The organism is Lichenibacterium dinghuense, assembly GCF_021730615.1.
In the GTDB taxonomy this organism is placed as follows: Bacteria; Pseudomonadota; Alphaproteobacteria; order Rhizobiales; family Beijerinckiaceae; genus Lichenihabitans; species Lichenihabitans dinghuensis.
Map to the genome: position 1 here is coordinate 2,046,135 of NZ_JAJLMN010000001.1, position 12,823 is coordinate 2,058,957.

The 12,823-nt window shown below is 69.7% G+C and carries 14 protein-coding genes and 1 pseudogene; 5 read left to right on the top strand and 10 right to left on the bottom strand.

Features of this window, described 5'->3' with window-relative positions; translation table 11 throughout:
• Window positions 1-8: 8 nt before the first annotated feature.
• Window positions 9-422, top strand: coding sequence for an HIT domain-containing protein (locus L7N97_RS09965; RefSeq protein ID WP_237478152.1), 414 nt, complete (start codon window positions 9-11; stop codon window positions 420-422).
• Between the two features lie 47 nt (window positions 423-469).
• Window positions 470-1,405, top strand: a complete 936-nt coding sequence (gene nudC, locus L7N97_RS09970) for an NAD(+) diphosphatase (protein WP_237478153.1) — start codon at window positions 470-472, stop codon at window positions 1,403-1,405.
• Between the two features lie 932 nt (window positions 1,406-2,337).
• Here the strand turns inward: nudC and L7N97_RS30500 are convergent.
• From L7N97_RS30500 to dnaK, 8 genes and pseudogenes are all read right to left on the bottom strand, one after another.
• Window positions 2,338-2,775 (bottom strand): annotated as a pseudogene (locus L7N97_RS30500) (IS5 family transposase); the annotation flags it as partial.
• Window positions 2,691-3,149 (bottom strand): transposase, encoded by a 459-nt coding sequence (locus L7N97_RS30505; RefSeq protein WP_309242804.1) that lies wholly within the window; start codon window positions 3,147-3,149, stop codon window positions 2,691-2,693. The pseudogene L7N97_RS30500 and the gene L7N97_RS30505, both read right to left, overlap by 85 nt.
• 121 nt (window positions 3,150-3,270) lie before the next feature.
• Window positions 3,271-3,879, bottom strand: a complete 609-nt coding sequence (ruvA, locus tag L7N97_RS09985; RefSeq protein WP_237478156.1) for a Holliday junction branch migration protein RuvA — start codon at window positions 3,877-3,879, stop codon at window positions 3,271-3,273.
• Window positions 3,876-4,412 (bottom strand): crossover junction endodeoxyribonuclease RuvC, encoded by a 537-nt coding sequence (ruvC, locus tag L7N97_RS09990; RefSeq protein ID WP_237478157.1) that lies wholly within the window; start codon window positions 4,410-4,412, stop codon window positions 3,876-3,878. Before ruvC ends, ruvA begins: the two co-directional genes overlap by 4 nt.
• 16 nt (window positions 4,413-4,428) lie before the next feature.
• Window positions 4,429-5,175 carry a YebC/PmpR family DNA-binding transcriptional regulator gene (locus tag L7N97_RS09995; protein ID WP_237478158.1) on the bottom strand — a complete coding sequence of 249 codons (747 nt, stop codon included), beginning with the start codon at window positions 5,173-5,175 and terminating at the stop codon, window positions 4,429-4,431.
• A 123-nt stretch (window positions 5,176-5,298) separates the two neighbouring features.
• Window positions 5,299-6,147 carry a class I SAM-dependent methyltransferase gene (locus L7N97_RS10000; protein WP_237478159.1) on the bottom strand — a complete coding sequence of 283 codons (849 nt, stop codon included), beginning with the start codon at window positions 6,145-6,147 and terminating at the stop codon, window positions 5,299-5,301.
• Between the two features lie 145 nt (window positions 6,148-6,292).
• A complete protein-coding gene (dnaJ, locus tag L7N97_RS10005; RefSeq protein ID WP_237478160.1) occupies window positions 6,293-7,426 on the bottom strand; it encodes a molecular chaperone DnaJ in 1,134 nt (377 codons plus the stop codon).
• 280 nt (window positions 7,427-7,706) lie between these two features.
• Window positions 7,707-9,620, bottom strand: coding sequence for a molecular chaperone DnaK (gene dnaK / locus L7N97_RS10010; protein WP_237478161.1), 1,914 nt, complete (start codon window positions 9,618-9,620; stop codon window positions 7,707-7,709).
• Between the two features lie 381 nt (window positions 9,621-10,001).
• Between dnaK and L7N97_RS10015 the strand changes: the two genes are divergently transcribed.
• Window positions 10,002-10,874 carry an S-methyl-5'-thioadenosine phosphorylase gene (locus L7N97_RS10015; RefSeq protein WP_237478162.1) on the top strand — a complete coding sequence of 291 codons (873 nt, stop codon included), beginning with the start codon at window positions 10,002-10,004 and terminating at the stop codon, window positions 10,872-10,874.
• A 6-nt stretch (window positions 10,875-10,880) separates the two neighbouring features.
• Here the strand turns inward: L7N97_RS10015 and L7N97_RS10020 are convergent, their stop codons facing one another.
• Entirely contained in the window at window positions 10,881-11,291 is a 411-nt protein-coding gene (locus tag L7N97_RS10020) for a type II toxin-antitoxin system VapC family toxin (protein ID WP_237478163.1), read from the bottom strand.
• Window positions 11,288-11,539: an antitoxin gene (locus L7N97_RS10025; protein WP_237478164.1), complete on the bottom strand. Its 252-nt coding sequence runs from the start codon at window positions 11,537-11,539 to the stop codon at window positions 11,288-11,290. Before L7N97_RS10025 ends, L7N97_RS10020 begins: the two co-directional genes overlap by 4 nt.
• 135 nt (window positions 11,540-11,674) lie before the next feature.
• Here L7N97_RS10025 and L7N97_RS10030 point away from each other — a divergent pair, with 135 nt between their 5' ends.
• Both L7N97_RS10030 and L7N97_RS10035 read left to right on the top strand, forming a co-directional pair.
• Window positions 11,675-12,208 (top strand): adenine phosphoribosyltransferase, encoded by a 534-nt coding sequence (locus tag L7N97_RS10030; RefSeq protein ID WP_237478165.1) that lies wholly within the window; start codon window positions 11,675-11,677, stop codon window positions 12,206-12,208.
• On the top strand, window positions 12,208-12,654 hold the full coding sequence (locus L7N97_RS10035; protein WP_237478166.1) for a GNAT family N-acetyltransferase: 447 nt from the start codon (window positions 12,208-12,210) through the stop codon (window positions 12,652-12,654). The genes L7N97_RS10030 and L7N97_RS10035 overlap by 1 nt, the downstream gene beginning before the upstream one ends.
• Window positions 12,655-12,823: the final 169 nt, after the last annotated feature.

Here is a 12,823-nt window from a genome sequence, read left to right on the forward strand (position 1 = left end):
AGCCGACCATGACCGACTTCGCCCTGCACTCCCGCCTCGCGGCGGACACTCTCCCCGTCTGCGATCTGTCGCTCAGCCGCGCCCTGCTGATGCGCGACGCGCGCTTCCCCTGGCTGATCCTGGTGCCGCGCCGGCCCGACCTCCGCGAGTTCACGGACCTGCCCGCCAGCGAGCGCGCGACCCTCATGGAGGAGATCGCCGCCGCCTCGCGCGCCCTCGCGGCCGAGACCGGCGCCGAGAAGATGAATGTCGGCGCGCTCGGCAACGTCGTGTCGCAGTTGCACGTCCACGTCGTGGCGCGCTTCGCGGCGGACGCCGCCTGGCCCGGCCCGGTCTGGGGCAGCGGCGCCGCCCTCCCCTACGCGGAGGGTGCGGCGGAGCGGCTCGCCACCCGGCTCGGGGCCGCGCTCGGCTTTCGCTGAACGAGGTGCGCCGATAGAAGCGCGGGACGCCCCCCGCGAGATCCCGCATGACCCCGTCCGACTTCGCGAAGAGTTCCGCCACGCTCGGCTTCGCCTACAACGCCCTCGACCGCCTCGCGAACCGCCGCGACGACGACGCCTTCCAGGCCGAGGCGGCGGCCTCGCCCGCGGCGCGGACGCTGGCGGTAGTGGGCGAAGCCGTGGTGGTGCGCCACGGTGCCGAGGGCCGGTCGGAGCTGTGGTTCGGCTTCGACGAGGCGGCAACGATCGGCTATCTCGGGCAGCGGGTCTTCCTCGGCGTCGACGCGCGCGGGCCGGCCTTCGCGGTGCAGGTGGAGGCCGAGGGCGAGGACCCGCTGGCGGGGCGGGACGGCTTGAGCCTCTTCAACCTGCGCCAGGTCGCCGCCGACGGCAGCGTGGCGGCGACGGAACTCGGCGCGTTGGCCGAGGGGAAATCCATGCTGTCCTGGCACGCGGGCCACCGCTTCTGCGGGCGTTGCGGGGGCCGGACGGCGAGCACGGTCAGCGGCTGGAAGCGGATCTGCCCGGCCTGCGGGGCGCAGCACTTCCCGCGCACCGACCCGGTCGTCATCATGCTGGCGGTGGACGGGGACCGCTGCCTGCTCGGGCGCCAGCCGCGCTTCCCCGCCGGCATGTATTCCTGCCTCGCGGGTTTCCTCGAGCCGGGCGAGACGATCGAGGACGCGGTGCGGCGCGAGATCGGCGAGGAGGCCGGCATCGCCTGCGGGGCCGTGACCTACCTCGGCTGCCAGCCCTGGCCCTTCCCGTCCTCGCTGATGATCGGATGCCTCGTCGAGGCGGCCTCGACCGAGATCGCGGTCGACCAGGACGAGTTGGAAGACGCGCGCTGGTTTTCCCGCGACGAGGTGCGCGCCATGCTGGACGGGCGCCACCCGGACGGGCTCACCTGCCCGATGCCGATGGCGATCGCGCACCACATCGTGCTGGCCTGGGCGGGATGAGCGAGGGCGCGACGGTCTATATCCTGCGCTGCGCCGACGGGAGCCTGTATGTCGGGATCACGCGGCGCATGAAACCGTATCACCACCGTGATGCTCAACGTCATGCAAAAAAGTTGAATTCAGGGCTTTTCGCGGTGGCATTGTGCAGCTAGGAGTAAGCCTCGCTCTCGCTTGATTGATGCTGACAGATGGGGCTTACAAGCTATTTGTTGATCCGTTTCGCACTCTGGTTGGCCGGCGTCCTGATTGCCCTTTTCCCAACGCTGGCAGCTTCGCGGGTAGATGTGACGATTTCAGCTTGGGACGTCATAACAAAGGTAAATCAGTCAGGAAATTTTCGCGATCTATTCTTCGTAGTTGTTCCCACCTCGGTCCTCGCAGTTGCTACACTAACCGACTATCTGGCGACCTGCTTTTCTCGTACAAGCGGCTCTGCACAGACCGCATGCACTCTCGCCTTGCTTCTTAATGTCGCTGCCCTGGCATCAGGGTTCGTGGGGTTCTTGGAACTCCCGACCGGGGAACACATTATCACCGAAAGGCAGGTCGGCGTTTACGGTACATTGATCCTTTTTTGCCGTTGGCTTCAGTCTCGTGACCGAGATCAGCACGTCATGGGCCAGCCACCGTCATCATCTGGAGCTAATCGTCCCCCGGCGCCCGCTGTGGGATCGCTGACACTGCCTTAGGTGGGGAGGATAGCATGGAGCTTGCCGAGGCGATCTTGGCATTTGAGGTAGTCGCGTCGGTCGCGCTGATGGGGGTCGTGGCATGGCGCATCTTCGGGAGAAAGCCTCCGCCTCCGCCCGATGACCCCCCGCACCATCACAGATCGGTAGTCATTGCGCCTCTACGGCGCTGACGAGGCACGCTTTGAAGACGGACAACAGTGTGGTCCGAGCGATATGATGCTCACGATCCGATCTTAAGCCTTAGGCGGTGTGGACGAATTTGACCAAGCACAGTCCTGCGGCGAAAGCGACGATGGATCGGAAGTTTCTTGCGGTCTTCTCGCATCGGAGGGCGACGCGCTTGAAGCGCTTCAGCCGACCGATGCCTTGCTCGATGCGGGCCCGGGCCTTGTAAAGGGTGCGAGCGAAGAAGGCCGGCTTGTTCTTCTCGTTCGCTTTGTGGGGGATCACAGGGGCGATACCGCGCGTCCTCGCGGCGTCTCGGTTGGCTTTGCTGGCATAGCCCTTGTCGCAGATCACGGCACGGGGCTGAAGATCGGGGCCGATGTCGAGCAGGGTTTCGAAGTGTCGCCCGTCGGAAGCTTCACCGCCGGTCAGATCAAAGGCGATGATGTCGCCGGAAGCGTCGGACTTGGCATGGATCTTCGTGGTGAAGCCGCCGCGAGAGCGACCGAGGGCTTGTCCGTGCTGCCCCCTTTTGCGCCGGCTGCCGACACATGGGCGCGCACGATAGTCGAGTCGAACATCTGAACGAGATGAGCGGTGTCGCTCATCGACGCGAGCGTGTCGAAGAAGGCTTCGAACACGCCGGCCTGGCTTAACCGATCAAACCGCTTCCACACGCTGTTCCACAAACCGAAGCGCTCGGGCAAAGCGCGCCAGCGAACATTTTCGACGCTGAAAAAATGAAGCGCTTCAAGAAAAAGCCGATCATCTGTTGCCTTCCGTCCCCGCCGGGGAAGGCAGGCGCGGAACACCGCGAGTGTATGCGTCCAGTCTTGCTCCGTCATTCGCGTCGACATCGATCTCACCCCCCGAATGCCTCGGGGCATGAGAATCAGACCTGAGCCAGCAAGGGAATCCCCAAAAGCGTTGCTGCTCTAAATTCGTCCACACGGCCTAGGTAACCAGCCGCACAGCGATCGCGTCGGAAGATGACGGCCACGCGAGCAGCTACCCCGCCAGCGCCTTGAGCCCCCCGCGGATCAAGGCCGCCGTCCCCGCCTCGGCGCCCAGCGACGCGACTGCGGCCCCGACCGCGGTCGCGGCCTGCGGGCGCCCGTAGCCGAGGTTGACCAGCGCCGACACGGCGTCCTCGACGTTGCGCGGCAGCGGCGCGCCGGGCTCGGCGTCCGGCATGACGATGGCGTCGGTGGCGCCGCCGGGGCCCTTGTCCTTCAGCTCCAACACGATGCGCGCGGCGAGCTTCGGCCCGACGCCGGGCGCCCGCGCCACCGCGGCCTTGTCGCCGCCCGCCACGGCGACCGCCAGCGCGGAGGTCGACAGCACGCCGAGGATGGCGAGGGCGAGCCTCGCGCCCACCCCCTGCACGCCCTGCATCAGCCGGAACCAGTCGCGCTCGGCCTCGGTGGCGAAGCCGTAGAGGCGGATCATGTCCTCGCGCACGTGGGTGTCGATGACGAGGCTCGTCGCCTCGCCGGGCGCCGGCAGCGAGCCGAGCGTGCGCGGCGAGCAGTGCACGAGGTAGCCCACCCCGCCGACGTCGATCACCGCCGTCTCGACGCCGACGCCGTCGACCGTGCCGCGCAGCTTGCCGATCATCGCGCGCGCGTCCCCGCCGCCACGGCGCGGATGATCGCGGCCTGCACGCTGGCGGGCCGGCGGTGGTTGGCGTGGGTGATGGCGACCGCCAGGGCGTCGGCGGCGTCGGGCGTCGCGGCGTGGCTCTTCGGCAGCAGCACCTTCAGCATGGCGGCCACCTGCGCCTTCTCGGCGTGGCCGGTGCCGGTCACGGCCTTCTTGACGATGTTGTTGGGATATTCCGCCACCGGCAGGCCGGCCAGCGCCGGCACCACCATGGCGATGCCGCGCGCCTGCCCGAGCTTCAGGGCGCCGCGCGGGTCGGAGTTGACGAAGGTCTCCTCCACGGCCGCCTCGTCGGGCCATTCCGCCTCGATCACCTGGGAAAGCCCCACGTGCAGCACGCGCAGGCGCTCGCTCAGGGGCGTGTCCGCCTCAGTGTGGATCGCGCCGGAGGCCACGTAGGTCAGCCGCGAGCCCTCGGCCGTGATCACGCCCCAGCCGGTGTGGCGCAGGCCGGGGTCGATGCCGAGGATGCGGACGGGGGTCGCCAAGGGTTCGGATGTCCCGTCAAGCGTTCATCTTGGCGACGAGCGCGTCCGACACCTCGAAGTTGGCGTAGACGTTCTGGACGTCGTCGTTGTCCTCCAGCGCGCCGACGAGCTTGAGGATCTTCTCGCCCGCCTCGTCGTCCACCGCGATCGAGTTCTGCGGGCGCCACACCAGCGCCGAGCGCCGCGGCGCGCCGAGCTTGGCTTCCAGCGCCTTCTCGACGTCGCGCAGGGCCTCGAGCGAGGTCAGCACCTCGTAGGACTCCTCGCCCGTCACGACGTCGTCGGCGCCGGCCTCGATGGCGGCCTCCATCACGGCGTCCTCGGAGCCCGCGTCGCGGCCGTATTCGATGCGGCCGACGCGGTCGAACATGAACGCCACGGCGCCCGACTCCGCTAGCGCGCCGCCCGACTTGGTGAAGTAGGAGCGCACCTCGCCGGCCGTGCGGTTGCGGTTGTCGGTCAGCGCCTCGATGATCACGGCGACGCCGCCCGGCGCGTAGCCCTCGTAGCGCACCTCGTCGTAGTTCTCGGAATCGGCGCCGGACGCCTTCTTGATGGCGCGGTCGATGTTGTCCTTGGGCATGTTCTCCTGGCGCGCCGCGATCACGGCGGAGCGCAGGCGCGCGTTCATGGCGGGGTCCGGCAGGCCGAGCTTGGCCGCCACCGTGATCTCGCGGGCGAGCTTCGAGAAGAGCTTGGAGCGGACGGCGTCCTGCTTGCCCTTCTTGTGCATGATGTTCTTGAACTGGCTATGGCCGGCCATGGTCGCGTCCCGCGATGAGGGCCCGGGGGGTGCAGGGACTCCGAAAGGGATCGTGCACCCGCGCCCGGGCGGGAATGAGGATGCCCCCTCCTACCTCCGGCGGGGCGGGAAAGGAACCGTCGATCAGTGCCGCCCGCGCGGCCGGTGCCGGGCCTTGGCGGGCACGGCCGCGGTCAGGGGCTCGCTGCGGCGGTTCTCGCGGCGCTTCTGCTTCAGCCCGTCCATCACGCGCTCGGCGTGGACCTTGATCTCGTCGCGCGCCTGCCGCGCCTTGAAGCGGAGGCTCGGCTTGGGCCCGCCGTCGCGCAGCTTGAGCTTCACGCGCGAGCCGTCGCGCATGCGGATCAGCGCCGGAGCCTCGGCGGCGCGGTATACCCAGACGCGCGCGGGCGGCAGGTTGAACCACACCGGCGGCGACACGGCGGCCTCGAAGCAGGGATGGTCGCCCGAGCGCAGCGGCATGGGCGAGGCGATGCCGTAGGTGAACTGCACGAAGCTGCCGCCGGGGGCCAGCACCGCGAAGGCCTGCTCCAGCAGCGTCAGGCGGTGGCGCTCCGGCTGGTTGCGCAGCGGCAGGCTCGACACCACGGTCGCGGCCGGCTCGTCCAGCACGCCGTCGAGCGTCGCGGCGAGGTCGTAGGCGTCGCCCTGGATCACGGTGGCGAGCGGGTAGCGGCGCTGCAGCAGCTTGCAGAAGTGAGGGTCGTATTCGACCAGCACCAGCCGCCGGGGGTCGACGCCGCGGGCGATCAGCGCGTCCGTCACCGGGCCGGTGCCGGGGCCGAGCTCGACGATGGGGCCGGGAAGCTCCGGATCGACCGCCCGGGCCATGGCGCGGGCCAGGAAGCGGCCCGAGGGCGAGACCGCGCCCGTGCCCACGGGGTTCTCGAACCAGGTCTTGATGAAACGGGCCTCGTCGGCCAGTCGCTCGTCCAGCGGCTTCTTGGGACCGCCCCGAGGTTCAGCGCGCAATGTGACCCTCAGCCATGGTTCCACCCTGCACTCGGCAATGCGCCGGATCGGCTTCCGGTTCGGGCGCCGGAGATCTGTGGTTCATCGAACGGTCATAATCAAGGCACCCGCGCGCGGATGCCCGCGGGCGGGGCCGTTCGCGCCGTCAGGTGGACAGGTTGTCGAAGAAGTCCCGCATCTTGCCGAAGAAGCCCGCCGCCTCGGGGTTGGTCTTCTGCGACGAGATGGAGTCGAACTCGGCCAGCAGCTCGCGCTGGCGCTTGGTGAGGTTCTGCGGGGTCTCGACAACGGCCTGGATGTAGAGGTCGCCGACGTCGCGCGAGCGCAGCACCGGCATGCCCTTGTGGCGGATGCGGAACTGCTTGCCGGACGGCGTGCCCTCCGGGATCTTCACCTTGGCGTCCGCGCCATCGAGCGTCGGCACGTTGAACTCGCCGCCGAGCGCCGCCTGCACGAAGGAGATGGGCACGCGGCAGTGGAGGTCCGCCCCGTCGCGCTGGAAGAACGGGTGCGGCTTCACCGACAGGAAGATGTAGAGGTCGCCGGCCGGGCCACCGCGCAGGCCCGCCTCCCCCTCCCCCGCGAGGCGGATGCGCGTGCCGTCCTCGACGCCGGCCGGCACGTTGACGCTGAGCGCCCGCTCGCGGGTGACGCGGCCCGTGCCGGCGCAGGCCGGGCACGGGTTGTCGATGACCTCGCCGCGGCCGCCGCAGGCCGGGCAGGTGCGCTCGATGGCGAAGAAGCCCTGCTGGGCCCGCACGCGGCCGTGTCCCGCGCAGGTCGTGCAGGTGCGCGGCTTCGAGCCGGGCTTGGCGCCCGTGCCGGTGCAGTTGTCGCAGGCGACCGAGATCGGCATCTTCACCGTCGCGGTCTTGCCCTTGAAGGCGTCCTCGAGGCTGATCTCGAGGTTGTAGCGCAGGTCGGAGCCGCGCTCGCGCCCGCCGCCGCCCGAGCGGCCGCGCGAGCGGCCCATCATGTCGCCGAACAGGTCGTCGAAGATGTCGGCCATGGAGGACGGGAAGCCATCCCCCGCCCCCCCGCCGCCGCCGCCCTGCTCGAAGGCCGCGTGGCCGAAGCGGTCGTAGGCGGCGCGCTTCTGGCCGTCCGAGAGCACCTGGTAGGCCTCGTTGACCTCCTTGAACTTCGCTTCCGCGTCCTTGTCGCCCGGGTTGCGGTCCGGGTGGCACTGCATGGCGGTCTTGCGGAAGGCGCTCTTCAGCTCGGCGTCGGTCGCCGTCTTGCTCACGCCGAGGAGGTCGTAGAAGTCGCGTTTGGCCATCGAAGGCGGATCCAGGTCGTCAGGCCGCGCGGGCGCGCGGCGAGATCACGAGAAAAGTTCCGGCGGACGGAGATGAAATCCGCGATCACCCTCAGGTGGCACGCGCGGGCGTGGGGGACAAGACGGCGAGGCGAACTGAAGGCGCGCCAGAGCCGGCAGCGTTGCCCCCCGGATACGGTTCCGGCCCGGACGAGGCCGGGCCGGTGGTCGTTCACGTCGGAAGGATGCGGGGCTCCGCCCCGCACCCCCGCGAAGGGGCTCAGCCCCTTCGAACCCGGGATCAGGCGCGGCGCTTCTTGTCGTCCTCGCCGACTTCCTTGAAGTCCGCGTCGATGACGTCGTCCTGCGCGCCGCCGGCCGGGGCCTCGGCCCCCGCCTCGCCGCCGGCCGCACCCGCCTTGTACATGGCCTCGCCGAGCTTCATCGAAGCCTGCATCAGGTCGTTGGTGCGCGCCTTGATGGCTTCCACGTCCTCGCCTTCCAGCGCGGGCCGCAGCGCCGCCACGGCGCCCTCGACGGTCGAGCGGTCGGCCGACGACACCTTGTCGCCGTAGTCGGCCAGCGACTTCTCGGTCGAGTGGATCAGCGCCTCGGCGCTGTTCTTGGCGTCGATCAGCTCGCGGCGCTTCTTGTCGTCGGCCGCGTGCAGCTCGGCGTCCTTGACCATCTTGTCGATGTCGGCATCGCTGAGGCCGCCCGAGGCCTGGATGCGGATCTGCTGCTCCTTGTTGGTGGCCTTGTCCTTCGCCGTCACGTTGACGATGCCGTTGGCGTCGATGTCGAAGGTCACCTCGATCTGCGGCACGCCGCGCGGCGCCGAGGGCAGGCCCACGAGGTCGAACTGGCCGAGGATCTTGTTGTCCGCCGCCATCTCGCGCTCGCCCTGGAACACGCGGATGGTGACGGCGGTCTGGTTGTCCTCGGCGGTCGAGAAGACCTGGGACTTCTTGGTCGGGATCGTGGTGTTGCGCTCGATGAGGCGCGTGAACACGCCGCCCAGCGTCTCGATGCCGAGGCTCAGCGGGGTCACGTCGAGCAGCAGCACGTCCTTCACGTCGCCCTGCAGCACGCCCGCCTGGACGGCCGCGCCGATGGCCACGACCTCGTCCGGGTTGACGCCCTTGTGGGGCTCCTTGCCGAAGAACTGCTTCACGATCTCCTGGACCTTGGGCATGCGGGTCATGCCGCCGACCAGGACCACCTCGTCGATCTCGCCCGCCGACAGGCCGGCGTCCTTGAGCGCCTTGCGGCAGGGCTCGACGGTGCGCTGGATCAGGTCGTCGACCAGGGCTTCGAGCTTGGCGCGCGTCAGCTTCAGCGTCAGATGCTTCGGGCCCGAAGCGTCCGCCGTGATGTAGGGCAGGTTGATCTCGGTCTGGGTCGCGGAGCTGAGCTCGATCTTGGCCTTCTCGGCCGCCTCCTTCAGGCGCTGGAGGGCCAGCTTGTCCTTGCGGAGGTCGACGGTGTTCTCCTTGCGGAACTCGTCGGCGAGGTATTCCACGATGCGGTTGTCGAAGTCCTCACCGCCGAGGAATGTGTCGCCGTTGGTGGACTTCACCTCGAACACGCCGTCCCCGATCTCCAGCACCGACACGTCGAAGGTGCCGCCGCCGAGGTCGTAGACCGCGATCGTGCCGGCGCCGCGCTTGTCGAGGCCGTAGGCGAGGGCCGCCGCGGTCGGCTCGTTGATGATGCGCAGCACTTCGAGGCCGGCGATCTTGCCGGCGTCCTTGGTGGCCTGGCGCTGGGCGTCGTTGAAGTAGGCCGGGACCGTGATGACGGCCTGGGTGACGTTGGTGCCCAGGAAGGCTTCCGCGGTCTCCTTCATCTTCTGCAGCGTGAAGGCGGAGATCTGCGAGGGCGAGTAGCTCTTGTCGCCCGACTGCACCCAGGCGTCGCCGTTGGGGGCGCGGGTGATCTTGTAGGGGACGAGGCCCATGTCCTTCTTGGTCATCGGGTCCTCGAAGGGACGGCCGATCAGGCGCTTGATGGCGAAGAAGGTGCGCTCCGGATTGGTGACGCCCTGCCGCTTGGCGGGCTGGCCGACGAGGCGCTCGCCGTCCTCGGCGAAGGCGACGATGGAGGGCGTGGTGCGGGCGCCTTCCGCGTTCTCGATCACCTTGGGCGTCGAACCTTCCATGACGGCGACGCAGGAGTTGGTGGTGCCGAGGTCGATGCCGATAACTTTAGCCATTGGGATGCTGTCCTTTCACACGCGGAACCGCCGGGTCCCGTAGCGACCCGGCTCGTGGGCGGTGGGGCCATAAGAACACTGCGCGGGCCGGCCGGCGGAGCCCGAAGGCCCTGCCGCAGCACGCGAAAGTCTCTCGGACGGCCCGCCTCCGACCGGTCCCCGATTGCCATTTTCAGATTGTGTCGGCCCCACGGCCGCGCAAGTTCGCGGCCGATATAGGGACGTGAAAATCTGCGCGCAAGCTGCGGCCAAGCCCGAGGTCAGCGCGCCATGCGGGCGCTCCGGGACCCCACCGGGAGGGGCGCGCCGGGGGCGGGACGGGTGGCGCCGGGACGGGCTGGCGACTAAGGTTTCCGCCTCGCGACGGGATGGGGCATCGGCATGGCGGCGGCAGTGATCGGCATCATCGGAGGCTCCGGGGTCTACGACCTGCCGGGGCTCGAGGACGCGCGCGAGGAGCGGGTGTCGACCGCCTGGGGCGAGCCGTCCGACGCGCTGCGCTTCGGCCGCATCGGCGGGCGCGACGCGGTGTTCCTGCCCCGCCACGGGCGCGGCCACCGGCTGTCGCCCTCCACGATCCCCTATCGCGCCAACATCGCGGCGCTGAAGAGCGTCGGCGTGACCGACCTCGTGTCCGTGTCGGCCTGCGGCTCGTTCCGCGCCGAGTTCTACCCCGGCCTGTTCGTGCTGGTGGACCAGTTCGTCGACCGCACGGCGGGGCGGGCCTCGTCGTTCTTCGGCGACGGCTGCGTGGCCCACGTGTCCATGGCGCATCCCGTGTCGCCGTCGCTGGTGGCCCGCATCGCCGCGGCGGCGCGGGAGGAGGACATCGCCTTCGTCAAGGGCGGCACCTACGTGTGCATGGAGGGGCCGCAGTTCTCGTCCCGCGCGGAATCGCTGTCCTACAAGGCGGCCGGCCACGACGTGATCGGCATGACGGCGATGCCCGAGGCCAAGCTCGCCCGCGAGGCCGAGATCTCCTACGCGACCGTCGCCATGGTGACGGACTTCGACTGCTGGCACCCGGAGCACGACGAGGTGGACGTCGCAGCCGTGGTGAAGGTCGTGCGGGAGAACGCCGGCCGCGCCGCGGCGCTGCTGGCGCGGCTGATCCGCGACTTCCCCGCCGAGCACGAGCCCTGCCCGGCGAAGTCGGACCGCGCGCTCGACAACGCGATCATGACGGCGCCGGACGCGCGCGACCCGGCGCTGATCGAGAAGCTGCGGGTGGTGGCAGGGCGCGTGCTGGGGTGAGACCCGTCAGGGCAGCGACCAGTCCTCCAGCCTGAGGCCGGGCACGCGGGCGAACTCGCGGGTGTTGGCCGTCACCAGCACGGCGCCCCGGCGCCGGGCCTGCGCTGCGATGAGGACGTCGTAGGGGCCGATCGGGGTGCCGGCCCGCTCCAGGGCGACGCGGATAGTGCCGGCTTCCACGGCATCGCCGTCGTCGAAGGTGAGGCCTGAAATCCGGCCCGCCATGAGCTGGCGGATGCGTCCGACGTTGCGGGCCACTTGCGCGCTCTTGGCGGCGCCGAACCAGAGCTCGAACAGAACGACCGCCGAGACTCTGACGTCTTCGCCGTCGCGGATGGCGCGATCGAGCCGCGCCCTGATCCGCGGCGACGTCCCGTTCAGGACGGCGACGACCGGATTGGTGTCGAGGCAGATCATCGATCGAAGCAGGTGTCGTCGTCTGGCATAGGGGGCTGCTGGCGTCCCTCCTCCATGAATGGGGTATCCTGGTAGGCGTCGAGCTTCGCCCACCACGCGTCCACGTCGAAATCGACCGGCCGCAGCAGCAGGCCGTCGCCGACGCGGGTCACGCGCAGTTCGCGGCCCGGCAACCGGAAACCCTCCGGCAGGCGCACGACCTGCTCGCCGCCCTCGCTCGACAGCGTCGCGGTCCCGACCTCGTCCATGCGCGCCTCCATCGCGGGTGGTGCCGGACCTTAGCAGGGCGGCATCGGGCGGGCGAGCCCGCCCGCATGGACGCCGCCCGCCTCCCCCTGTAGAGCCGGGGCGCCCTGCTTCCGCTCCGAGCGCCCGAGACTCCGATGACATCCGACCTGCGCGACGCCGTCCGCTCCATCCCGGACTATCCCAAGCCCGGCATCGTCTTCCGCGACATCACCACGCTGCTCGGCGACGCCCGCGCGTTCCGCCGCGCCATCGACGAACTGGTGCAGCCCTGGGCCGGCACCAAGATCGACAAGGTGGCGGGCATCGAGGCGCGGGGCTTCATCCTGGGCGGCGCGGTGGCGCACCAGCTCTCCGCCGGCTTCGTGCCGATCCGCAAGAAGGGCAAGCTCCCCCACGCCACCGTGTCGATCGCCTATTCGCTGGAATACGGCATCGACGAGATGGAGATGCACGAGGACGCGGTGCGGCCCGGCGAGCGCGTCATCCTGGTCGACGACCTGATCGCGACCGGCGGGACCGCGGCGGCGGCCGTGAGCCTCATCAAGCGGATCGGCGCCGCGGTCGAGGCGGCCTGCTTCGTCGTCGACCTGCCGGACCTCGGCGGCGCCCAGAAGATCCGCGACCTCGGCGTGCCGGTGCGGACGCTGATGGAGTTCGCGGGGCACTGATGGCGGCCTTCGCCTGGCGGAGCTTCGAGGACCTGAGCGCGCGCGACCTCCACGACGTGCTGAAGCTGCGCGCCGACGTCTTCGTGGTCGAGCAGGCCTGCCTCTTCGCCGAGATCGACGGCCGCGACCCCGACGCGCTCCACCTCCTGGCGCGGACGGCGGAGGGCGGCCCGCTCGCCGGGACGCTGCGGCTGTTCCCGCCCGACGCCGCGGGCCGGGCCGTCATCGGGCGCGTCGCGACGTCGGCTGCCGCGCGCGGCACGGGCTTCGGCCGCGCCCTGATGGCGGAGGGCGTCGCCGAAGCGCGCCGGCGTTACGGCCCCGCGCCGGTCGCCATCGGGGCGCAGGCGCGGTTAGAGCGGTTCTACGCGGGCTTCGGCTTCGTGCGGAGGGGCGAAGACTACGTCGAGGACGGCATCGCGCATTGCGCGATGCTGCTGGGGTGAGAGGCTCTTGTCGAAAATCGATAGTTTTGGACGCAAATCAGGAGAGGAAAAATCATAAGTAACTGATTCCAGGGTGTTATCACAAAACGCCCTCCAACCCACATTCAAGGGATGGCCGCAAACAGCGCAGGTTTTGGACGTCGGGGCCCCACCCTGCCCTACCCCGCAG

What these genes read in the sequence shown, in the direction of transcription:
- L7N97_RS09995 (WP_237478158.1), bottom strand. Translation starts at nt 5,175, where the DNA reads ATGGCCGGCCATAGCCAGTTCAAGAACATCATGCACAAGAAGGGCAAG.
- L7N97_RS10030 (WP_237478165.1), top strand. Translation starts at nt 11,675, where the DNA reads ATGACATCCGACCTGCGCGACGCCGTCCGCTCCATCCCGGACTATCCC.
- L7N97_RS10020 (WP_237478163.1), bottom strand. Translation starts at nt 11,291, where the DNA reads ATGATCTGCCTCGACACCAATCCGGTCGTCGCCGTCCTGAACGGGACG.
- L7N97_RS10035 (WP_237478166.1), top strand. Translation starts at nt 12,208, where the DNA reads ATGGCGGCCTTCGCCTGGCGGAGCTTCGAGGACCTGAGCGCGCGCGAC.
- L7N97_RS10015 (WP_237478162.1), top strand. Translation starts at nt 10,002, where the DNA reads ATGGCGGCGGCAGTGATCGGCATCATCGGAGGCTCCGGGGTCTACGAC.
- L7N97_RS10025 (WP_237478164.1), bottom strand. Translation starts at nt 11,539, where the DNA reads ATGGACGAGGTCGGGACCGCGACGCTGTCGAGCGAGGGCGGCGAGCAG.
- L7N97_RS09965 (WP_237478152.1), top strand. Translation starts at nt 9, where the DNA reads ATGACCGACTTCGCCCTGCACTCCCGCCTCGCGGCGGACACTCTCCCC.
- dnaK (WP_237478161.1), bottom strand. Translation starts at nt 9,620, where the DNA reads ATGGCTAAAGTTATCGGCATCGACCTCGGCACCACCAACTCCTGCGTC.
- ruvA (WP_237478156.1), bottom strand. Translation starts at nt 3,879, where the DNA reads ATGATCGGCAAGCTGCGCGGCACGGTCGACGGCGTCGGCGTCGAGACG.
- L7N97_RS30505 (WP_309242804.1), bottom strand. Translation starts at nt 3,149, where the DNA reads ATGCCCCGAGGCATTCGGGGGGTGAGATCGATGTCGACGCGAATGACG.
- nudC (WP_237478153.1), top strand. Translation starts at nt 470, where the DNA reads ATGACCCCGTCCGACTTCGCGAAGAGTTCCGCCACGCTCGGCTTCGCC.
- dnaJ (WP_237478160.1), bottom strand. Translation starts at nt 7,426, where the DNA reads ATGGCCAAACGCGACTTCTACGACCTCCTCGGCGTGAGCAAGACGGCG.